Raw genomic sequence first — 20,726 nt, 5'->3', positions numbered from 1 at the left:
CCTGTTCCCCAACGGCAACCTGCTGCGCCCGCACGTGACGCCGGAAGACAATGCCAGCGCCCTGTTCGTCGCGCCCGGCGCGCCGCGCAGCGCCTGGGTCGGGGTGGTGTACCGGATGTAGGCAGGCTGACTGTTGCACATCCGGCCCGCGCTGTCGCAACCTCGTGACACTTTGTCCGCGCCGGCGGCCCGCGGCCGGGAACGCTTGGAGGGGCCATCCTTCGATGCTGCGAAGCAACATGGCGCGGCCCCGGAGGGCGGAATCCGGCAGGGGAGGCCCGGCGGCACGCTACCCGCGGCAAATGGCAACGCCGGCAGGCATGCTTGTTGCGGCTGCGGTTCCGGCGGCGCCAAGCTTCGCCGTTACCCTTGCATGAACTATGCTGTACATGCCTGCCCACATCCTGAAAGGAGTTGACTATGTCCTGGACCACGCCCGCCTATGTCGATATGCGGTTCGGATTTGAAATCACGATGTACATCGCCAATCGCTGACCGCGCAGTGGTGTGGACCGCCCCATGGCGGGCCACGCAAGCGCGATGCGAAGCGAGCCGTGGCGGTGCCGGATGCCGAGGGGCGCCTTGGTGGCCCGTGCGGGACACCGCCCGGCGCGCGCCAGGCGGTGGGCGGCCTTTTCGTTATGCCATCGCCCCCGCATGGGCCGCCTTGAGCACGGCGATGTCGAGCTTCACCATCTTCAACATGGCATCGGCAGCGCGCCTGGCCTTGGCCCGGTCCGGGTCGGCCATCATCTCGCCCAAGACAGTGGGAACGATCTGCCACGAGAGGCCGAATCGATCCTTCAGCCAGCCGCATTGTTCGGCAGAACCGCCATTGGCGAGAAGCGCGTTCCAGTAGCGGTCGAGTTCGGCCTGGTCGTCGCAATGCACGACAAACGACACCGCGTGATTGAACGGGTCGAGGGGGCCGGCGCTCATGGCGATGAAGGCCTGTCCGAAAAGAACGAACTCGACCACCTTCACGGAGCCGGGCGGGCCGCTCGGCGACTCGCTCGGCAGCGCAGTGACCCGGATGACCCGCGAGTTCGGAAAGGTGGCCGCATAAAACGCCGCGGCCTCCTCCGCTTCCTCGGCATACCAGAGAAAAGGGGTGATCTTTTGCATCGTCATGGGAACAGTCTCCTGGGGGTGCATGGACGAATGGCGGCGCTCAAGCGCCGGGCCGCCCTTGAGACGACGAACGGCGCGCCTCGCGATCGACACACCGAAGAAAAATATCTGTTCCGGTAGCGCCAGGTGTGCGGAACCCGGAAGCGGCCGGTGGCGTACGACCGGTCTCGCCGCGAGCGCCCAGCTGGAAACTTCCCGGAATTCACTCACCCACAAAAAGAAGTAGACGTTGCATCGAACGGCAGCAAGTCTCAATTCTCGATTCTCGATCAAGACCGCTGCCGCGTCAGGCGGTCCCCGTGCGCTCCGGCGAGGAAGCTGGTGCACATTTCGCCCGGCAAGTGCATCTATAGCCTGTCCGATAGCGCCGTTCCCGCCAGGTACCCACGCCGGCCGCGCCACCGCTGCATGCCTACGCCTCACGGCGGGCGTGCGTCGCGGCCCTGACCGCTCTTGCCAGGAATAATCCCGGCCCGCACGGCGCGGGCCCGGATGGGCGAGCCGCCGACGTGGCCGACTGTCGGGCACACTGGCAGATTTCTACTTCAGAAGGCGTTCCGACCTCCGTCAGCCCGCATCGGGCTCCTGTTTCCACGTGCGCGGATCCAGGTAGCCGCAGCGGCTTGCCCCGACGGCGAAACTTCTGTGCCATCTCCGTGTCGTTGACTTGCATGGACGCACAACCTCACAACCCGCGCTGACATAGGACGACCGATGAAGCTTGAAATCCTCCTCGCCCACCCCTGGTTCGGCACATGGGCCGCCGCCCTCGCCGCCGTCGTCGCTGCGCTGCTGGCGCATCGCCTCGGCGGCTTGCTGCTGTTGCGCATTACCCAGCCCGCGCCCGTGCTGCATGTGATCGTGAAGAAAGCGCGCGCCCCGGCCGAGGCGGTCTTGCCCCTGCTGGCGCTGCAGACGGTCTGGCAGGCCGCGTCGGACAATCTGCCCTGGATCGACGGCGTGCGCCATCTCAACGGCCTGCTGATCATCGCCGCAACCACCTGGCTGGTGGTGCGTATCATTGCCGGCTTCGCGCAGGGTGTATTGGATCGGCACCCCGTGGACGTGGCGGACAACATCAATGCGCGGCGCATTCATACGCAAACACGCGTTCTCTCGCGCACGGCGATGACGCTGGTCGTGGTAATGGGTGCGGCGATGTTGCTCATGACCTTCCCGGGCGCCCGGCAAGTCGGCGCCAGCCTGTTGGCCTCGGCGGGCGTGGTCGGCCTGATCGCCGGCTTTGCCGCCAAGCCGGTGTTCAGCAACCTGATCGCCGGGCTGCAACTCGCCCTGACGCAGCCTATCCGGCTCGATGACGTACTCATCGTCGAAGGTGAGTGGGGCCGCGTGGAGGAGATTACCGGCACGTACGTCGTGCTCCGCATCTGGGACGAGCGTCGTCTCATCATCCCGCTGCAGCATTTCATCGAGAAGCCCTTCCAGAACTGGACCCGCAACAATGCCCAGATCATGGGGTCCGTGTTCCTCCACGTCGATTACGGCATGCCGCTCGCGGCGCTACGCAAGGAGCTGGAGCGCATCGTGCGCGCAGCACCCGAGTGGGACCAGCGCTTCTTCAATCTGGTGGTGACCGAAGCCGCGGAGCGAACGATGCAGGTGCGCGTGCTGTGCACCGCGGCCTCCTCCGGCCTGGCGTGGGATCTGCGCTGCGTCGTGCGCGAAGGGCTGATCGACTTCATGCAGCGCGAATACCCGCAGTTCCTGCCACGGCTGCGCATCGAGGGCGACGCAGGCGCGCCGCCGCGAAACACGCCATCGCAGGACCGGGCCGTCCCGGATGCGGGCCTGGGCCCGGCCGCAAGGTAGGTGAAACAGCATTTGACGCCAGGCAGCCGGGCGGCTAGGCTTTCAGCAAGCTGAGCCTGCCGGCCGGCTTCATTCCCCGCCCCGACCGGACCGACACCATCCCATGACCACCCTCCGGGTACTTGGCTCCGCCGCCGGCGGCGGCTTCCCGCAATGGAACTGCAACTGCGCCAACTGCGACGGGCTGAGACGCGGCACCATCGCCGCCACCGCGCGCACGCAGTCCTCCATCGCCCTCACCGAAGACGGCACCCACTGGCTCCTGGTCAACGCCTCGCCGGACGTGCTGGCGCAAATCCGCGCCACCCCGGCGCTGCAGCCGGCCCGCGCGCCCCGCGACACCGGCATCGCCGCCGTGCTGCTGATGGACGCGCAGATCGACCACGTCACCGGCCTGCTGATGCTGCGCGAGCACCGCAGCGCCCTGCCGGTCTACGCCACGCCGCCGGTGCTGCAGGATCTCGCCGAGGGTTTTCCGCTATCCCGCATCCTGTCCCACTACTGCACCCTGGAAACGCATTGCCTGCCCCTGGATGCAAGCCCCTTCACCGTGCCGCCGCTCGACCGGCTCACCCTGCATGCAATCCCGCTGGACAGCAAGCCGCCACCCTATTCCCCCAACCGCGCGGCCCCGCGGCGCGGCGACAATATCGGCCTGCGCATCGTCAGCGCCAGCGGCAAACGGGTGTTCTACGCGCCCGGGCTGGGCAGCATCGAGCCGCATGTGCGCGCGGAACTGGACCAGGCCGACGTGATCCTGGTCGATGGCACCTTCTGGACCGACGATGAAATGCGCCGGCTCGGCTTGTCACCCAGGCTGGCCCGCGATATGGGCCACCTGGCGCAGTCCGGCCCGCACGGCATGATCGCCGCGCTGGACCAGGCGCCGGCGGCACGCAAGATCCTGATTCATATCAACAACACCAACCCGATCCTGGTGGAGGACGCGCCGGAGCGGCGCGAGCTGGCCGCGCACGGGATCGAGGTGGCCTACGACGGCATGGAGATCGCCCTGTGACGCCCGCAACACGCCCCCAACCGGTACCCGCCGCGGAACGCGCGGCGTTCGAGGCGCGGCTGCGCGGCCTGGAATCGCGCTATCACATCCATCATCCCTTCAACCGCCGCATGGCCAGCGGGCAATGCTCGCGCGAGCAGATCCAGGGCTGGGTGGCCAACCGCTTCTACTACCAGATCAATATCCCGCTCAAGGACGCCGCCATCCTGTCCAACTGCCCCGACCGCGAAACCCGGCGCGAATGGGTGATACGCATCCTGGACCACGACGGCACCGCCACCGAGCCCGGCGGCATCGAAGCCTGGAGCCGGCTCGGCGAGGCCGTGGGGTTGACGCGCGAGGCGCTTTGGTCGCAACGGCTGGTGCTGCCCGGCGTGCGCTTCGCGGTGGACGCCTACGTCAATTTCGCGCGGCGCGCGCCCTGGCAGGAAGCGGTATGCTCGTCGCTTACCGAGATGTTCGCGCCCGCCATCCACAAGGAGCGGCTGGCCGGCTGGCCGGAACACTATCCCTGGATCGAGGCCGAGGGGCTTGGCTATTTCCGTTCGCGCATCCCGCTGGCCCAGCGCGATGTCGACCATGGCCTGCGCGTCACGCTGGACTATTTCCGCACGCCGGCCGAACAGCAGCGCGCCACGGAGATCCTGCAGTTCAAGCTGGACATCCTGTGGTCGATGCTGGATGCCATCGAGAAGGCGTATCCCGTATGAACTCACCCGCCAAGCCAGATGCGTCCCCCGCCATGCCGCGGCTGGACCCGCTCTACCGCCTGCAATGGGAAGATGCCCAGAAAGCCTGGGTGCTGCTCTATCCTGAAGGCATGGTCAAGCTGAACGACAGCGCGGCCGCCATCCTGCAGCGCTGCGACGGCGCCCATACGCTCGACATGCTGGTCGACGAACTGCAGACGTCCTTCGGCGTGCAGGGCATAGCCACGGAGGTGCACACCTTTGTCCAACATGCCTGCGAACGCGGCTGGCTCGTCTGAGCCCGCCCAGCCCACGGTGGGCCCGCCGCTGTGGCTGCTGGCGGAGCTGACCTATCGCTGCCCGCTGCACTGCGCCTTCTGCTACAACCCGGTCGACTACGTGCGCTACGGCCAGGAACTGGACACCGCGCAGTGGCGGCGGGTACTGCGGGAGGCACGCGCGCTCGGCGCGGCGCAGCTTGGCTTCTCGGGCGGCGAGCCGCTGGTGCGCGACGACCTGGAAGAACTGGTGGGCCACGCCCGGCAACTGGGCTTCTACACCAACCTGATCACCTCCGGCGTGGGCCTGACCGACGCGCGCCTGGGCGCGCTGCGCGCGGCCGGGCTCGATCACGTCCAGCTCTCTTTCCAGGACGCCACGCGCCAGATGAACGACTTCCTGTCGAGCACCCGCACCTTCGACCTGAAACGGCGCGTGGCGCGGCTGATCAAGGCGCACGGCTACCCGATGGTGCTCAACTGCGTGCTGCACCGGCACAACCTGCCGCATGTCGGTGCGATCATCGAGATGGCGCTGGAAATGGGCGCCGAATACCTGGAACTGGCCAATACGCAGTACTACGGCTGGGCCTGGGAGAACCGCCTGGCGCTGATGCCGACCGAGGAACAGCTGCGCGAGGCCGAGGCGGTGGTGGAATCGTATCGCGCCAGGATCGGCAAGCGCTGCCGCATCCTGTTCGTGGTGCCGGACTATTTCGAGAAGCGGCCCAAGAAATGCATGAATGGCTGGGGCTCGGTGTTTCTCGGCATCGCGCCGGACGGCGCCGCGCTGCCCTGCCATGCCGCCCGCATGCTGCCCGGCCTGGTCCTGCCTGACGTGCGCGCGCAATCGCTGCACGACATCTGGTACCACAGCGATGCGTTCCAGCGGTTTCGCGGCACCGCGTGGATGCCGGAGCCGTGCCGCTCCTGCGACGAGAAAGAGAAAGACCTCGGCGGCTGCCGCTGCCAGGCCTACCTGCTGACCGGCGATGCCAACCGCACCGACCCGGTCTGCGACAAGTCGCCGGATCACGCCATCGTGCGCGAAGTGGTCATGCATGGGCGCCTTGCCGCCCACGGCCAGCCGCAGGCGCCTGTGCATGAGGCGCCGCTGGTGTTTCGCGCCGACGCCGCGTCGCGCCGCCTCAGCGGGCCGGCCCGCTAGCGCGCGCGCCCCGCGCCACGCCGCGCTGCGGATCGTAGCCCAGCAGCGCGAACATGAAGAACGCCACCGCGCAGCCCGCCACCACCGCCAGGCTGGTCCACTGCGCTTGCCCGTACAGCGCAAAACGGATCGCTTCGACGGCATGGGTGAACGGATTGAAGCGCGCCAGCTGGTAGACGATGGTGGCGCCGGATTCCTCCAGCTTCCAGAGCGGATAGAGCGCCGAGCTGATGAAGAACATCGGGAAGATCACGAAGTTCATGGTGCCGGCAAAGTTCTCGAGCTGCCGCACATGCACCGACAGCAGCAAGCCGAGCGCGCCCAGCATCAATGCAGCCAGTGCCATCACCGCCAGCGCCCCCGGCAAGTCCTGCCACGCGAACGTCACGCCGAAGCCGATCGCCACCGCCAGGAAGGCCGCCATCTGCAGCAAGGACAGCAGCGTGCCGCCGAGCAGCTTGCAGGCCAGCAGCCAGCCGCGCGGCAACGGCGCCGTGAGCAGCAGCCGCATCACGCCCATCTCGCGGTCATACACCATCGCCAGCGAGGACTGCATGCCGTTGAACAAGGCGATCATCGCGACCAGCCCGGGCGTCATATAGACCTTGTATTCGATATAGGTCTCGTAAGGCGGGATGATGGCCACGCCGAAGACATTGTGGAACCCGGCGGCAAACACCAGGAACCACAGCAATGGCCGCACCAGCGACGAGAACAGCCGGCCGGGCTGGTGGAAGAACTTGCGGATCTCCCGCCCGGCCACCGCGCGCAGCGCGCGCATTCCATGCAGGACGGGATGTGTCATGGCGTCTCCCCGGCTCGCTCAGCGTGTCATGCGGCACGCTGTTTCCGGGGCATCCGCGCCCAGCGTGTCCAGGTTGTTCTTGGGATGCAGGAAGCCCTCCACCGGCGCCGTGGCAACCACGCCGTCGGGGTGGGAGAGCAACAGCGGCTGGCGCAGCTGGCCGTCCCAGGGCCGGAAACTCAGGCGCGGGCCCTTGAAACCGTCGACCGCCACCTCGCCGGAGACCAGCGCATCGCGCTGCGTGGCGAAGCCGGCCTTGGGATAAGCCGCCACCGTTGCCGCCACCGCCTTTACGGCGGCCCAGCCGGCCCAGTCGAAACCGGCCATGGGACGGCCGGCCGCCTTGCTGAAGCGCCGGTTGAGCTGCGGCCCGCCGTTGCGTTCCCAGGCCCAGTGCCAGGCCTGCGCGGTCAGGCCGCTGGCGCCGGCCACCGGGCGCGGCAGCTGGGTGGCATAGGGCAGCGCGCGGGCGAACTCGCCATCGCTGTCCGCCACCACGACGGCGTCGTAGTCGACCCCGGTGGTCAGCAGGTTGAGATTGGACAGATCGCGCTCGCGCGGATCGTTGGACAGCTTGAAGGGGCGCTGCGCGGACCAGCTGACGCCGAACCGCTTGGCCGACTGCAGGAAAGCGGCCTGCTGCTCGCGGTCGGCCGGCCGCGGCCCGACCAGCAGCAGGGCCTTGCGCCATTTGCGCGCGGCCAGGTATTGCATCAGCGCGTCGGCACGCATGCGCAGGCTTGGCAGGGTATGCAGCAGGTTGGGCGCGCAGGCGGCGCCGCGCAGGCTGTCGTCCTCGGCGGAGACGTTGAACAGCAGCGCGTCCGCCGGCCTGGCCGCCTTTGCGGCCTGCACCACAGCCGGTGCGGGCAGGTCCAGCACGAAGTACTTCACCTTCCTGCCGACCAGTCCGCTCACGGCAGCGGCGACTTCATCTGCGCCGCGCACCTCGACCGGTTCCAGTACCAGCGTCACGCCAAGCGCATCGAGCGCAAAGCGCGATTCCGCGACGGCAACCCTGGCGCCATCCAGCGGGCGTCCTTCGGGATGGCCGGGATAGCGCTTCTCCAGTTGCCGGCTGTCGTACCTCGGGTCGTCGGCGAGCGACACCACGGCGATGCGAACCTCCCCGGCAGCCGCGGTGCACGACAGCAACAGGCAGGCCAGCGGCAATGCCCACCGGCGCCGGAGCATGGACCAGCCGGACGCGTTTTCCCGCATCATGTTTCCCGCCTTCAATCGTCGATCACCACGGAATGCGGCACCCGCCCGACCCGGATCGCGGTGACCGCCTTGCCGCGCGCCGTATCGACCACGCTGACATCGTCGGACAAGCCGTTGGTGACATAGAGCAGGCTGTTGTCGCGGTTCAGCCCCAGCCCCCAGGCACGCTTGCCGACCAGGATATAGTCCGTCACGCGTTTGCTGGCGGCGTCCACCACCGCCACGTGGTTGGCGCGGCCCAGCCCCACGTAGGCGCGCTTGCCATCGCTGGCCAGGATCATGCCGACCGGGGTGATGTCGTCGGCGCGCAAGCCCTTCGGATCGAAGCGGATGGTGTGCGCCACCGTCAGGTCGCCGGTGCGGATCACGCTGACGCTCGCGCTCAGTTCGTTGCTCACCCACAGCTCCTGGCCGTCCGGTGTCAGGATGAAGCGGCGGGGCCGGTTTCCTACCTGGATGTTCTTGACCACCTTGCGCGCCGCGACATCGATGACGTGCACCATGTTCGCCACCTCCGAGGTGACGTAGACGCGCTTGCCGTCCGCGCTGGCCTTGACCCCTTCCGGCTCCTCGCCGACCTTGACCTCGAACAGCTTCTTGCCGGAGGCCAGGTCGAAGGCCGACAACAGGGCGTCCTCCTCGTTCGACACATAGAGGGACTTGCCGTCCGGGCTCAGGTCGAACATTTCCGGATCCTCGCCCACGCGCAGCGCGCCGACCGTCTTGCGGGTGGCCACGTCGATCACGTCGATCCGGTGGTCGTCGCTGCAGGCCACATACAGGCGGGTACGGTCCGGCGAGAACTGCAGGTGGCGCGGCCGCTTGCACTGCGCCAGGGTGCCGGTCACCTGGCGCGTATCGGCCCGGATCACGGTGAGGCTGCCGTCCTTCTCGTTCGAGACGAACAGCTGGCCGGTGCCGGCGCTCCAGCCCGCGCCCGGCGCCAGGCAGAGTCCTGCCAGCAAGGTTGCCCGCAAGCGGGCCAGCACCGCGTGGCGCCTCGTCATTTCCGCTCCTCCTGTTCCGATGTCCCGGTCAGGGACAGGAATGCCGCTTCCAGGCTCCCGCTGCCCGCCACGCGCATCAGTTCCGCGTGCGCTCCGTCAAAGCGCACGCGGCCGCGATGCAGCACCACCACGCGGTCGCTCGCCTCGGCCTCCTGCACCAGATGCGTTGCCCATAGCACGCCCACCCGGCGTTGCGTCGCCAGCCGCCGGGCTTCCGCCACGATCTGCACGCGCGAGGCCGGATCGAGGCCGACCGTGGCTTCGTCCATCAGCAGCAGGTCGGGCTGGTGCAGCAGCGCGCGCGCCAGCTCCACCTTGCGGCGGTTGCCGCCCGACAGTTCGCGCACCGGGGTACGGCGCCGCTCCGCCAGGCCCAGCTGATCGAGCAGCGGCGCTATCCGGGCAGCGGACTCCTTGCGCGGCAAGCCATGCAGATCGGCATGGAACAGCAGATTGGCCTGCACCGACAGGTCGAGATCGATGGCCGGCTGCTGGAACACGATGCCGATGCGGGCGAGCGCCCGGACCGGCGCCGCGCGCATATCCGCACCCATGACTTCGACGTGGCCTTCATCCTGCGCGAACAGCCCGGCGAGAATCTGGAACAGCGTGGTCTTGCCAGCGCCGTTCGGTCCCAGCAGGGCCACCAGCTCGCCGCGCCGCACCCGCAGCGACACGCCGTCGAGCGCGGCCCGGTCGCCAAACCGCTTGCGCACGCCTTCGCAGGACAGCGCGTGGGCGAACAAGGCGGGTTCCGGGGCACGCGTCATGACGATGTCTCCTGTCCGACGCCAAGGCCAAGGCGTTCGGCAAATTCCCGCTCCTTGACCCAGGCCCGTTCCAGATAGGCCTGGTATTGCGCCGTATTCAGATAGGTCAGCTCCTGGTCGTACCTGGCAAGCTCGGCGATATGGCGGGGCTGGAACATGGCGTGATGAAACGCATCATGCAGGCGGCCGACGATGCGCGGATCGGTCCCGTGCGGCACGCCGATGCCGTACGGCGAGTTATAGACGGCATCCGGATAGCCAAGCTCCTTCACGGTAGGCACCTCGGGCCAGTGCGCCGAACGCTTCTCGCTGAATACCGCCAGCAGGCGCAGTTGCCCGGACGCCACGAACGGCGCGAAGCCGGTGGAATTGACGCCGGCCATCAGCGAGTGGTTGGCGACCGCCAGCATCTGGTCGGCGGTGCCGCGATACGGCACATGCACATAGGAGACGCCGTTGCGCGACAGGATGTCTTCCATGCCGAGATGCGCCGTGGTGCCGATGCCCGTGGAGCCCACCGTCAACCGGCCGGGATGCGCGCGGCCCCAGTCGAGCAGGTCGGCCAAGGACCGCAGGGGGCTGTCGGCCGGGACCAGGATGCCGAAGGTAACGCCCGAGATCATCAGCACCGGCTGGATGTCGCGCAACGGCTGCCAACGCGTCTTCTGCTGGTGCGGCAGGCGGTACAGCGTCAGCGGCAACTGGCCGATGACGTAGCCGTCCGGCTTTGCGGCGGCCAGCGCGGGCCCCACCAGCGTGCCGCCCACGCCCGGTTTGTTCTCCACCACGATGGGCTGGCCAAGCACCGGGCTGGCCAGGTCCGCAAGCATGCGCATCGTGATATCGGTGGCGCCGCCCGCCGGCCAGGGGACGATCAGCGTGAGCGGCCGCGACGGATAGCCGCCGGCCATGCTGCCCGCGCTGGCCTGGGCCTGGGCCCGGTCCGCCATGCCGGCGAGCAGCGGCGCGGCAAGCGCGCCCAGCCCCGCGCGCAGGAAGCTGCGGCGCGCACTGGCGTGCTTCCCGTGGATTCGGCTGGTCATGGCTTGGCGCCGAGATAGCGCAGGGTTTCGGTTTGCAGCGGATGGATGAAATCCCGCGCCAGATCCGGCGCCTCCCCCGGTACTTCGCTCTTGAGCAGCAGCACCTGCCCGGGCACGCGCCCGGACAGCACGAAGGTGTAGCGCTTGCCGACCAGCTTTTCGAAGCGGACGTGGTTGGGATCGTCCAGGTAGGGCTGGATCACGATCTGCCGCGCCGGTACCGGCTTGCCGTCCAGCTCCGCCGTCACCGGGGTGATGGCCGGGCCCTGCGCCAGCGCGAGGCGGATGCGCTTCTGGAAATAGCGCGGCTGGCCGCCGGTCAGCCGGCCCATCTCGGCAATATCCTTCTCCAGGAAGTAGAGAATGACAGGATTGCCCTGCAACGGCGCTTCGAGCGCGAAGGGAGCGGCGCCGGCGGCATCGCTGACGACCGCGCTCACCCCCTTGCTGCTGCGCGACAGCCTGACGTGCACTTCCTCGCTGCCTGCCGGCACCAGGCTGCCGCCCTTGTCGAAGCGGTAGACAAGATCGGCCGGCACCCGCACGGTCTTCAGGTGGTCGGCCATGAACAGCAACTGCTCCGCCGGCTTGACGGGATCGCCGGCGGCACGGACGGCGCTCGCCGCCACGGCGCCCGCGATGCCGCACAACAGCGCACAGGCGATGCGCAGCCTAGGGCCGGCCCGCGACCGGATTGCCCTTGTCGTCCACCAGGGGAATCCGGTAGTCGGCGAGAATCGCATCGATCTTGTCCCGGTTGCCTGCAATCCAGCGATCCACTTCATCTTTCCACGCCTTTTCGCCAAAGCGCACGCCCATGGCGATCTCGTAATCGAACTTGAGCTGCGGGTCAGGCCGGAACGGCACCATCACCCATTCGCCCGCCCCCGCATGCTGGCGGGCCAGATAGCCCGCGATGGGCCCCCACAGGATGGCGACGTCGATCTTGTCGGCCAGCAGGTCGCGCTCGACCACGCCGCCCGGCGCCTCGTCGGGATCGCCGCTTTGCTGCTGGTAGACCACGGCCTGCTCGAACAGCCGGTTGCGCAGCAGCCAGTCCACCGACGGCGCGCGCGAGAAGATGCCGAAGCGCAGCTTGCCCAGGATGTCGGGCGGCAGTTTCAGCAGGTCCTCCGGCGTGGCCACGCCGCGCAGCGCATCGCGCTGGCGAAACACCAGCGCATAGGTCGAATGCATGTACGGCCGGGTGTTCGCCGTCAGTTCGTAGTCCTTGGGCACGCCGACGATCAGGTCGCATTTCCAGCGGCCGGTGTCAGGATCCCTGGCGCGCAGCGTATTGCGCACGAAGCCCATGCGCTGCGGGAAGAAGGTGTAGGCCACCTCCTTGCCGAGATCGCGGGCCATGGCCTGCGCGATCTTGTTCTCGTAGCCCTCCCCGCGCTGGTTCGACGATGGCAGGCTGTTCGGGTCGGCGCAGACCCGCAGCACCTTGTCCGGCGGCGGTGCCTGCGCCCCGGCTGGCCGCGCCGCCAGCGCGCCCGCCAGCATCATTGTCGTCAGCGCCAGTCTCCCGATGCGCCTGCGTCGGCTCCTCTGTGTCGGCCCGGTCATCATTTTTCGGCCGGATAGACGTGGCCCGGCTGGATCTTGCCATCCGAGCGGCCCTTGAGATAGCCATACAGGTTCTGCCAGTTCTTCTGCATCATGTCGGATCCCCCGAAATTCGGCATGCCTTTGTCGATCCGGCCCTCCATCATGATCTTGTGGAAATCGTCCTTCGACAGCTTCTTCAGGGAATCCACCAGCGAGGGGCCGACCATGCCTTCCTGCTGCGCGCCGTGGCAGCGCTCGCATGCCATCGCACGCCAGGTCTTCCAGCCTTGCAGGGTATTGGTGTCCACCTTGTTGCCTTCGCTCACCGTATAAGGTGCTGCCGATTGCGCGGCTTCGCTCTTGCTTTGCGCGCCGCACACGGTGCAGGCCAGCAGGGCAAACACTACCATTGAGGAACGGAACATCTCTTCAACTCCTTGTGGGGGCACGTGGCTGGCGGCCGCGCCGGGCCGCCAGCCACGGCTGTTTCAGGCTATGTAGCGTGAGGCGGGAAGGACAGGCATCAGGTCGTCGGCAGCGCGAAGACGAACAGCGTGCCGCCCAGTTCGGTGTACTTCGCCAGGTCCTTGTAGCCGCCCACCGCGCCCAGGCCCTCGCTAGACTTCTCCAGCCCCGCCGCCATGCCGATGCCGGCCCATCCGCCGATGCCCGAGTAAACGCCGACGTACTGCTTGCCTTCGAACTGATAGGTGAAGACGTTGCCGATGATGCCGGAGGGCGTCTTGAACCTCCACAGTTCCTTCCCGTCCTTGATATTGACGGCCTTCACATAGCCCTCCAGGGTGCCATAGAAGGCAATATCGCCCGCTGTAGCCAGCGCGCCGGACCATACCGAGAAACGCTCGGGCTTGGACCACAGGATCTTGCCGGCGGCAGCGTCCCAGGCGATGAAATTGCCCATGCCGCCGTGGCTCTTCGGGGTCGCGTACATCGACAGGGTGGCGCCGACATACGGCTGGCCCGCGGTGTACTCCACCTGGAACGGCTCATAGTCCATGCAGACGTGATTGGTCGGCACCAGGAAGATGCCCGACTTGCGGTCGTAGCTCATCGGCTGCTGGTCCTTGGTCCCGAGCGCCGACGGGCAGATGCCCTGGACGTTGACGTCCGGGCCCGTGGTGGCGGGCGAGTACTTGGCGTTGACGATCGGGCGCCCGCTCTTCATGTCGATCCTGGATGCCCAGTTGATGGTCGGATCGTACTTCTCCGCCACCAGCAGTTCACCGGTTTCGCGATTCAGGGTGTAGCCGAAGCCATTGCGGTCCAGGTGCACCAGCGAGGGCACCTTCCTGCCCTTGATGTTCAGGTCGGCCAGCACGTTTTCGTTGACGCCGTCGTAGTCCCACTCGTCGTGCGGCGTCATCTGGTAGACCCACTTGGCCTTGCCGGTATCCAGGTCGCGCGCGAACAGCGTCATCGACCACTTGTTGTCGCCCGGACGCTGCGCCGGATTCCAGGTGCCCGGGTTGCCACTGCCGTAGTAGACCAGGTTCAGCTTGGGATCGTAGGCATACCATCCCCAGGTGGTGCCGCCGCCCAGCTTCCACTGGTCGCCCTTCCAGGTCTTGATCGAGGAGTCCTTGCCGACCGGCGCCATCTTGCCGTCGGTCCAGGTCATGGTGGTGGCGGGATCGAACAGCAGTTCGTTGTCCGGGCCGGTGCTCCAGGCCGTCCAGACCTTCTTGCCGGTCTTCAGGTCATAGGCGATCAGGCGGCCGCGCACGCCGAACTCGCCGCCGGAGATGCCGGTGATGACCTTGTCCTTGAAGACGTGCGGGGCATTGGTATTGGTCTCGCCGACCTTGGGATCGCCATTCTTGACGCTCCACATGACCTTGCCGGTCTTGGCGTCGAGCGCTACCAGGGTGGTGTCGGCCTGTTGCAGCAGGATCTTGCCGTCGCCGTAGGCCAGGCCGCGGTTGACGGTGTCGCAGCACATCACCGGCACCACGTTGCTTTCCTGCTTGGGCTCGTACTTCCATTTGAAGGACTGGTCCTTCAGGTTGATCGCGATCACCTTGTTCGGGAAGGGCGAATGGATGAACATCGTATCGCCGATCACCAGCGGCGAGCCTTCATGGCCCCGCAGCACGCCGGTGGACACCGTCCAGGCGACCTGCAGGTTCTTCACATTGCCGGCGTTGACCTGCTTGAGTTCGCTGTAGCGGTGATTGGCGTAGTCGCCCGCCTGGGCAGCCCAGTTGGCCGGGTTGGCCAGCAACTTGTCCAGTTCGGCATCCGCGCGTGCAGTGGCTGACACGGTGGCCGTGGCAAGCATCGCCATCCCCACCATCATGGTCCGGAATTTCATGTCTCCTCCGTCTTTCTTTACGTGACAAAGTCTGGATCCCGCTTCCTGCGCGCCGCCTTTGGCTCTTCGACTGAAACTGATTGCGCGGGTTGCGAACCTGGCAGCCCTTGGTCAGGTGCCACGCCGTCTTTTGCACGATCCATGCCCGACCCGCCCCCCCGTGCCTGCAACGCGCGCCTCCAGTACGTCTTGAACGCTGGATCGCAAAGCGGGATTCGCGATGCGCCGCCCAGCCGTGGCAATGCGCACCCATTCGTTCCAGGGGGCGGGGCGATGCCGGGACAATATGTGTCATAACTGGACCAGCCGAGGCGGCAGAGCCGCCTAGGCGCGGCGCCGTGGCCGGCTGGCGCGCGACTTGCGTCGGCGTGCGTGACGAGCCGTGCAAAGCTTGCGAAAAAACAGCGGCGTATGAAATCGCCCGACACGAGGAGACCCCCATGCTGCCTTCCTTCTTCGGCCTTCGGCATATGGCCTGCCTGCTGGCGGCATCGGCCATGATGCCGGCCGGCGCGCAGACGCAGCAAGACCAGCCTGCCAACAACTACCCCACCACCGCCCGCGTCGAATATGTGGGCGAGTGCATGGCGAAGAACGGCGGCGCCCAGGCCTACCTGTACAAGTGCGCGTGCGCGATCGACCAGATCGCTGCGCGGCTGCCCTACGACGACTATGTCGAATCCTCTACCTTCGCCAGGTACGCCACGCTCGGCGGTGAAGGCGGCGCAATATTCCGCGATCCGGAATACGGGAAGAACGCCGCCAGGCGCTATCGGGGCATCCAGGAGGAAGCGCTGCACGCCTGCGGCATTGCACCGGCGACGCGGGCGGCGCGCTGAGCCGGGGGCCCTCGAAATCGAGGGTTTCCGCCACGTTGATGCAATCCGGAGTCCGGCCTATAGTGTCACCTCCCCGAAGGAAATCGGCTTCCACGAACACAACCACCGTTGGCCGCTTCCTACATTGCGTCGCAGCAGATCGCAGCCCACACCAGATTGCACCGCACAAGAAGCCCGCAGGCTAAAGGAGGAGCTCGGTGACAATACTTCAATCCGCCAGTCACCACGTCGCGCAGATCCTGAACGTCGTCAACGGAGAGTTGTGCGGTGCACAGAACAGCTCGGTGGTGACGCGCTCCTGGGCGCGCTGCCTGCGGGACTTCCGGCTGGATCCGGCGCAACAGGCCATGCCGCCGATCCTGACCCAGCCGGAGTTCAATGTGCGGCGCGACCGCATGAGCGACCTGATCGCGTGCGCCAAGCTGGAGATGACCACGCTCTACCAGCAGCTCGCCGACCCCGAGCTGGCCGTCGTGCTGACCGATGTGGACGGCGTCATCGTGCATATGGTGTCGTCCGTCGGCTTTTCGCAGGACGTGGAACCGCTGGGCTTCCGCACCGGCGCGGTCTGGAGCGAGCGCGAAGCCGGCACCAACGGCATGGGTACCTGCCTGATCGAAGCCGAGCCTGTTGCGGTGCGGCAGAATGAACACTATTTTGCGCAGTACACCTCGCTGACGTGTTCGGCCTCGCCCATCTTCGACGACCGCGGCGAGCTGACCGCCGTGCTCGACGTCACCAGCCGTTCACCGCTGCTGCAGCAGCATTCGCTGGTGCTGGTCGGCATGTCCCGCCAGATGATCGAGAACCGGCTGATGGACGAGCGCTTCAAGCATGCGCACCAGGTCCATTTCCACAGCCGCCCCGAACTCGTCAACACCCTGCATGAAGGCAAGCTGGCGATCGACGGCAACGGCAGGGTGCTGGCAGCCAACCGCAGTGCGCTGTTCCAGCTGGATTTCCGTTCGCTGTCCGCGCTGCTCGGCAAGCAGATCGACGAACTGTTCAAGACCTCGCTCGACGAGATCCTGGCGCGGTGCGCGCGCCACTCCTTCCACCCGGTGCCGGTCTATCGCGCGAGCGCGTCGAACCGCTTCTTCATGGTGGCGCAGCAGCCAAACCTTGGCGCCAGTGGCAGCCCAAAGCCGGTCATCGGCCAGCCCGCGCCGCGGGCGGCGGACGTGGCCCCCCCGGCCGTGGCCGCGCGCAGCCTCGCCACGGAGGCGCCGTCCGCCAGGCTGGCCTTTGGCGACCCGCAGATGGAAGCCCAGGTCCGGCTGGCGCAACGCGTCATCACCCGGCGTATCCCCATCCTGCTGCACGGGGAAACCGGCAGCGGCAAGGAGGTTTTCGCCAATGCCCTGCACCAGATGAGCCCGGCGCGCGAGCGCGCCTTTGTTGCCATCAACTGCGCCTCGCTGCCGGAAAACCTGATCGAGAGCGAATTGTTCGGCTACCGCGCCGGCGCGTTCACCGGCGCCCAGCGCGAAGGCCGGCGCGGCAAGATCATCCAGGCCAACGGCGGCACGCTGTTTCTCGACGAAATCGGCGACATGCCCATGACCCTGCAGTCCCGCCTGCTGCGCGTGCTGGAAGAACGCCAGGTCTCGCCGCTCGGCTCCGAGGCGGTGGTCAAGGTCGATTTCCAGCTGGTCAGCGCGAGCCACCGCAACCTCGCCGAACTGGTGCAGAGCGGCCAGTTCCGCGAAGACCTGTTCTACCGGCTCAACGGCATCGAGCTGCGCCTGCCGCCGCTGCGCGAGCGCACCGATCGCCTGACGCTGATGCAGCACATTCTCGCCGAGGAGGCCGAGCCGGAGCGGGCGCCGGCGCTGGCACCGGAGGCGGAGCAGGCGCTGCTGCGCTACCCCTGGCCCGGCAATCTCCGGCAGTTGCGCCATGTATTGCGCACTGCGCTGGCGCTCTGCGATGGCGACGCCATCGCGTGCCAGCACCTGCCGGCGGAAATCACGCAGGGCGCGGCGGAAGCCAGCTTGCCCCGCGAGCCCGCCAGGCCGGCGGCGCCCGATATGCCGGACGACGAAGCGAGGGCGCTGGCGCAGTTCAATGCCATCCAGCTGAATGAGCGCGACACCATCCTCGGCCTGCTGCACAAGCACCGCTGGAACGTCAGCACGGTGGCCCGCTCGCTCTCCATCAGCCGGAACACGCTGTACCGCAAGATACACCGGCTGCATATCAATCTGGCGCAGGCAGAGACGGCCGACCAGCCGTAGCGCCGCCAGGCACGCGGCAGAGCCGTGACAGCCTGCGCGGAAAGCGGCAGTGACAGTGCCACTGTCCCCCGCGCGTGCAGCAGGCCGGATGCCCCCGCTTGCGCCTGCGTGCCACGCCTGGTATGCCGATTGCTTGATAGCGAGCGCCAGCGCAGCCATTGGCCTCTCTCCGGCGTGGCGCCACGGGACGCGCCCACGCATTGCCCCGGCCCCTCATCCGCCGTGCGGAGAGCGGCAGCCTGATGAAGGCGACAGGGTGCTCCAGCTCCGTTCGAGATGGCGGCGGCTGTCGCTCCCCCCAACGGGGAGAGGGCCGGCTTGACCCGGCGCCACGCAAAGCGAAGCCCATTGTTCTTGACTCCCCTCGAGCCGCCATGCCCTCCCAAACCCTCATCGTTGCCGGCCTGTCTTCGCGAATGATGGCCGAGTCCGCGGCGCAAGCCGGCTTGCGCGTGGCCGCGCTGGACCTGTTCGGCGACGCCGACACGCGGCACGTCGCGGCGCGCTGGGAGCCGATCGGCGCCGCCGGCACGATGGCCGTCGACGGCGAGCACCTGCTCGCCGCGCTGCGCCGGCTGCGCGACACCGAGCATCCGTCTGGCTGGGTTGCCGGCAGCGGCTTCGAACAACGGCCCGAGCTGCTCGATGCCGGCCACGCGCTGGTGCCGCTGTTCGGCAATAGCGCCGCCACGGTGCGCGGCGTCAAGCAGCCCGGTGTCTTCTTCCCGCTGCTGGCCGCGCTCGGCATTGCGCATCCGGAAACCCGCCTGGAGATGCCGCGCGATCCGTCTGGCTGGCTGTGCAAGGCTGTCGGCGGTACCGGCGGCTGGCACATCCGCCAGCTGGCCGCCGAGGATGCCGCCGATACCAGCGGCACCATCAGCACCGTCAGTGCCGTCAGTGCCGTCAGTGCCGTCGATACCACCCGCTACTTCCAGCGGCGCAGTCCCGGCCTGCCGATGTCCGCGCTATTCGTCGCCCACCGCCGAGGCGTCCAGCTGGTCGGCATCAGCCTGCAGCGCATCGCCGCGCACCACGACTGCCCCTATCTGTTCCAGGGCGCGGCCGGACCGTCGATACTGCCGGCGGCCGCGATGGCACGCCTCGTCGAGATCGTGCATTGCATTGCGCGTGAAACCGGCCTGCTCGGCCTGAACAGCATCGACTTCCTGTTCGATGCGCCGGAGCTCACGGTGCTCGAAGTCAACCCGCGGCCGCCGGCCAGCATGGCGCTCTACGCCGATGCCTGTCCGCGCGGCCTGATGCACGCGCACCTGCAGGCCTGCCGCGGCGCAACGCCCGAGCCCCCGGCGGTGCGGCAGGCCGGGGTGCGCGGCTTCCAGATTGTCTTCGCGCAAGAAGCGGCACAGGTCAACGCCACGCTCGCAGCCGCGCTGATGCGCACCGGCTGGTGCCACGACATTCCCGTGCCAGGCACCTATGTGGCTGCCGGCCACCCCTTCTGTTCGGTCTCGGCCACCGGAGCGGCCACAGGCGCGCTCGACGCCGAACTGTGCCTGCGCGGCGAGCGGATCCAGTCGCTGATCAAGGCGAGCCACGCTGAATTCCGCCGCACCGCCGGCATCCCCGCGGCCCTGTCCATCGGCACCCGCAACCTGCGCCAGCACGCCTAGCCAGCCGCTGCCGGCCCGCGCGTTCATCACATTGTGCGCAGGGATCGCCCGCCGCTCGCACAGAGTGTCACCCGTCGGGCCCGCGTCTGGCACAGGCAGATGCCCTCCACCATGCGCACGCCCTGGCAAAGGGACCAGCGGCGGCACTTGGCATGGAACGTGTTAGGTAAAGCCCCGGGGGGACGCATTGCGCCTTCTTTTCCTTTCCTGAACATCCTCTAAACGGGAGACTCGCAAATGGCAAAAATCGATCGTGTTCGTGTTGGCGAATCGCTGGTCGGCGACGGCAACGAGGTCGCGCATATCGACCTGATCCTGGGGCCGCGCGGCTCGGCTGCCGAAACCGCCTTCTGCAACGCGCTGACCAACAACAAGGACGGCTTCACGTCGCTGCTCGCGGTGGTCGCGCCGAACCTGCAGGCCAAGCCGAACACCGTGCTGTTCAACAAGGTCACCATCAAGGGCGCCAAGCAGGCCGTGCAGATGTTCGGCCCGGCCCAGCGCGGCGTGGCCATGGCGGTGGCGGATAGCGTGGAAGACGGCACCATCCCGTCCGCCGAAGCAGACGACCTGTTTATCAGCGTGGGCGTGTTCATCCACTGGCAGGCCGAGGACGATAACAAGATCCAGGACTACAACTACCAGGCCACGCGCGAAGCCATCAAGCGCGCCGTCGACGGCTGGCCGAGCGCCGCCGACGTGGTAGCCAGGAAGCAGAGCTCGGCGCATCCGTTCGCGGCGCATAGCTGATTGCGGGTTCGCGCATGCCGGCTGCCGCCGGCATGCGCCTGGCCGGCGCTAGCGCAACTTCAGCACGTTGCCGGATGCAGCAGCAGTGCGCGCATGCGCGCCAGATCGCTCTTGTGCAGCAGCGCGATGGGATAGGGCGCGCCCCGCGTGACATGGACGAAGCGGCGGTCGACCAGCCCCTGCCCGGCATACTGCTCCACGGCAAGGCCGGGTTCGACCGGAGAGGACTTGACCAGTACCAGCATCTCGGCGTTGAGGCGGTTCGACAGCCACGCGGCCATGCTGTCCGAGCCGGCGCCCGGTTGCGACATGTCGTCGGGGGGGGGGGGGCGCCCCCCCCCCCCCCCCCCCCCCCCCCCCCCCCCCCCCCCCCCCCCCCCCCCGGGAAGCGAAAGCAAGAACCCCCCCCCCCAGCCC

Annotated in this window: 21 protein-coding genes; 10 read left to right on the top strand and 11 right to left on the bottom strand. The window is 67.6% G+C overall.

The annotated features are described in order from the left end of the window. Positions 1 to 420: 420 nt before the first annotated feature. Entirely contained in the window at positions 421 to 495 is a 75-nt protein-coding gene (gene pqqA / locus AC3FOF_RS10780; RefSeq protein WP_276265653.1) for a pyrroloquinoline quinone precursor peptide PqqA, read from the top strand. Between the two features lie 144 nt (positions 496 to 639). Here pqqA and AC3FOF_RS10775 read toward each other — a convergent pair whose 3' ends face one another. Then, the gene (locus AC3FOF_RS10775) at positions 640 to 1,131 is read right to left on the bottom strand and encodes a VOC family protein (protein WP_488726581.1); all 492 of its coding nucleotides are present in this window, start codon (positions 1,129 to 1,131) and stop codon (positions 640 to 642) included. A 714-nt stretch (positions 1,132 to 1,845) separates the two neighbouring features. Between AC3FOF_RS10775 and AC3FOF_RS10770 the strand changes: the two genes are divergently transcribed. From AC3FOF_RS10770 to pqqE, 5 genes are all read left to right on the top strand, one after another. Then, positions 1,846 to 2,961, top strand: a complete 1,116-nt coding sequence (locus AC3FOF_RS10770) for a mechanosensitive ion channel family protein (protein ID WP_488726580.1) — start codon at positions 1,846 to 1,848, stop codon at positions 2,959 to 2,961. 103 nt (positions 2,962 to 3,064) lie between these two features. Then, entirely contained in the window at positions 3,065 to 3,979 is a 915-nt protein-coding gene (pqqB, locus tag AC3FOF_RS10765; RefSeq protein WP_017227792.1) for a pyrroloquinoline quinone biosynthesis protein PqqB, read from the top strand. Next, the gene (gene pqqC / locus AC3FOF_RS10760) at positions 3,976 to 4,689 is read left to right on the top strand and encodes a pyrroloquinoline-quinone synthase PqqC (RefSeq protein ID WP_276265647.1); all 714 of its coding nucleotides are present in this window, start codon (positions 3,976 to 3,978) and stop codon (positions 4,687 to 4,689) included. Before pqqB ends, pqqC begins: the two co-directional genes overlap by 4 nt. Next, a complete protein-coding gene (gene pqqD, locus AC3FOF_RS10755) occupies positions 4,686 to 4,967 on the top strand; it encodes a pyrroloquinoline quinone biosynthesis peptide chaperone PqqD (protein WP_488726579.1) in 282 nt (93 codons plus the stop codon). The genes pqqC and pqqD overlap by 4 nt, the downstream gene beginning before the upstream one ends. Continuing rightward, on the top strand, positions 4,939 to 6,114 hold the full coding sequence (pqqE, locus tag AC3FOF_RS10750) for a pyrroloquinoline quinone biosynthesis protein PqqE (protein ID WP_488726588.1): 1,176 nt from the start codon (positions 4,939 to 4,941) through the stop codon (positions 6,112 to 6,114). Before pqqD ends, pqqE begins: the two co-directional genes overlap by 29 nt. Here pqqE and AC3FOF_RS10745 read toward each other — a convergent pair. The 9 genes from AC3FOF_RS10745 to AC3FOF_RS10705 form a co-directional block, all read right to left on the bottom strand. Then, positions 6,095 to 6,919: an ABC transporter permease gene (locus AC3FOF_RS10745; RefSeq protein ID WP_488726578.1), complete on the bottom strand. Its 825-nt coding sequence runs from the start codon at positions 6,917 to 6,919 to the stop codon at positions 6,095 to 6,097. The two genes, pqqE and AC3FOF_RS10745, sit on opposite strands and share 20 nt — an antisense overlap. A gap of 18 nt (positions 6,920 to 6,937) precedes the next feature. After that, positions 6,938 to 8,143 carry an ABC transporter substrate-binding protein gene (locus tag AC3FOF_RS10740; protein WP_488726577.1) on the bottom strand — a complete coding sequence of 402 codons (1,206 nt, stop codon included), beginning with the start codon at positions 8,141 to 8,143 and terminating at the stop codon, positions 6,938 to 6,940. Between the two features lie 11 nt (positions 8,144 to 8,154). After that, positions 8,155 to 9,150 carry a PQQ-dependent catabolism-associated beta-propeller protein gene (locus tag AC3FOF_RS10735; RefSeq protein WP_017224543.1) on the bottom strand — a complete coding sequence of 332 codons (996 nt, stop codon included), beginning with the start codon at positions 9,148 to 9,150 and terminating at the stop codon, positions 8,155 to 8,157. Next, complete coding sequence (locus tag AC3FOF_RS10730) at positions 9,147 to 9,920, bottom strand: ABC transporter ATP-binding protein (protein WP_488726576.1); 774 nt, start codon at positions 9,918 to 9,920, stop codon at positions 9,147 to 9,149. The genes AC3FOF_RS10735 and AC3FOF_RS10730 overlap by 4 nt, the downstream gene beginning before the upstream one ends. Continuing rightward, a complete protein-coding gene (locus tag AC3FOF_RS10725) occupies positions 9,917 to 10,870 on the bottom strand; it encodes a tripartite tricarboxylate transporter substrate binding protein (RefSeq protein ID WP_488726587.1) in 954 nt (317 codons plus the stop codon). The genes AC3FOF_RS10730 and AC3FOF_RS10725 overlap by 4 nt, the downstream gene beginning before the upstream one ends. Positions 10,871 to 10,959: 89 nt before the next feature. Then, the gene (locus tag AC3FOF_RS10720) at positions 10,960 to 11,592 is read right to left on the bottom strand and encodes a hypothetical protein (protein WP_488726575.1); all 633 of its coding nucleotides are present in this window, start codon (positions 11,590 to 11,592) and stop codon (positions 10,960 to 10,962) included. Between the two features lie 43 nt (positions 11,593 to 11,635). Next, a complete protein-coding gene (locus AC3FOF_RS10715; protein WP_017228602.1) occupies positions 11,636 to 12,475 on the bottom strand; it encodes a quinoprotein dehydrogenase-associated putative ABC transporter substrate-binding protein in 840 nt (279 codons plus the stop codon). Positions 12,476 to 12,534: 59 nt separating this feature from the next. After that, entirely contained in the window at positions 12,535 to 12,942 is a 408-nt protein-coding gene (locus AC3FOF_RS10710) for a c-type cytochrome (RefSeq protein ID WP_035814021.1), read from the bottom strand. 98 nt (positions 12,943 to 13,040) lie between these two features. After that, complete coding sequence (locus AC3FOF_RS10705) at positions 13,041 to 14,849, bottom strand: methanol/ethanol family PQQ-dependent dehydrogenase (protein ID WP_017228604.1); 1,809 nt, start codon at positions 14,847 to 14,849, stop codon at positions 13,041 to 13,043. A gap of 440 nt (positions 14,850 to 15,289) precedes the next feature. On the opposite strand from AC3FOF_RS10705, the gene AC3FOF_RS10700 reads away from it, so the two are divergent. From AC3FOF_RS10700 to fae, 4 genes are all read left to right on the top strand, one after another. Further along, positions 15,290 to 15,688 (top strand): hypothetical protein, encoded by a 399-nt coding sequence (locus AC3FOF_RS10700; protein WP_017228605.1) that lies wholly within the window; start codon positions 15,290 to 15,292, stop codon positions 15,686 to 15,688. A gap of 197 nt (positions 15,689 to 15,885) precedes the next feature. Beyond that, on the top strand, positions 15,886 to 17,925 hold the full coding sequence (locus tag AC3FOF_RS10695) for a sigma-54-dependent Fis family transcriptional regulator (RefSeq protein ID WP_488726574.1): 2,040 nt from the start codon (positions 15,886 to 15,888) through the stop codon (positions 17,923 to 17,925). 374 nt (positions 17,926 to 18,299) lie between these two features. After that, positions 18,300 to 19,559: an ATP-grasp domain-containing protein gene (locus AC3FOF_RS10690; protein ID WP_276264687.1), complete on the top strand. Its 1,260-nt coding sequence runs from the start codon at positions 18,300 to 18,302 to the stop codon at positions 19,557 to 19,559. 237 nt (positions 19,560 to 19,796) lie between these two features. Further along, positions 19,797 to 20,309, top strand: coding sequence for a formaldehyde-activating enzyme (gene fae, locus AC3FOF_RS10685; RefSeq protein WP_017229170.1), 513 nt, complete (start codon positions 19,797 to 19,799; stop codon positions 20,307 to 20,309). Between the two features lie 59 nt (positions 20,310 to 20,368). On the opposite strand, the gene AC3FOF_RS10680 is transcribed toward fae, so the two are convergent. After that, positions 20,369 to 20,620 carry a hypothetical protein gene (locus AC3FOF_RS10680; protein WP_488726573.1) on the bottom strand — a complete coding sequence of 84 codons (252 nt, stop codon included), beginning with the start codon at positions 20,618 to 20,620 and terminating at the stop codon, positions 20,369 to 20,371. Between the last annotated feature and the right edge of the window lie 106 nt (positions 20,621 to 20,726).

This window comes from Cupriavidus sp. 96C5-1 (assembly GCF_057798855.1).
This window is presented reverse-complemented; position numbering and strand designations above follow the sequence as displayed.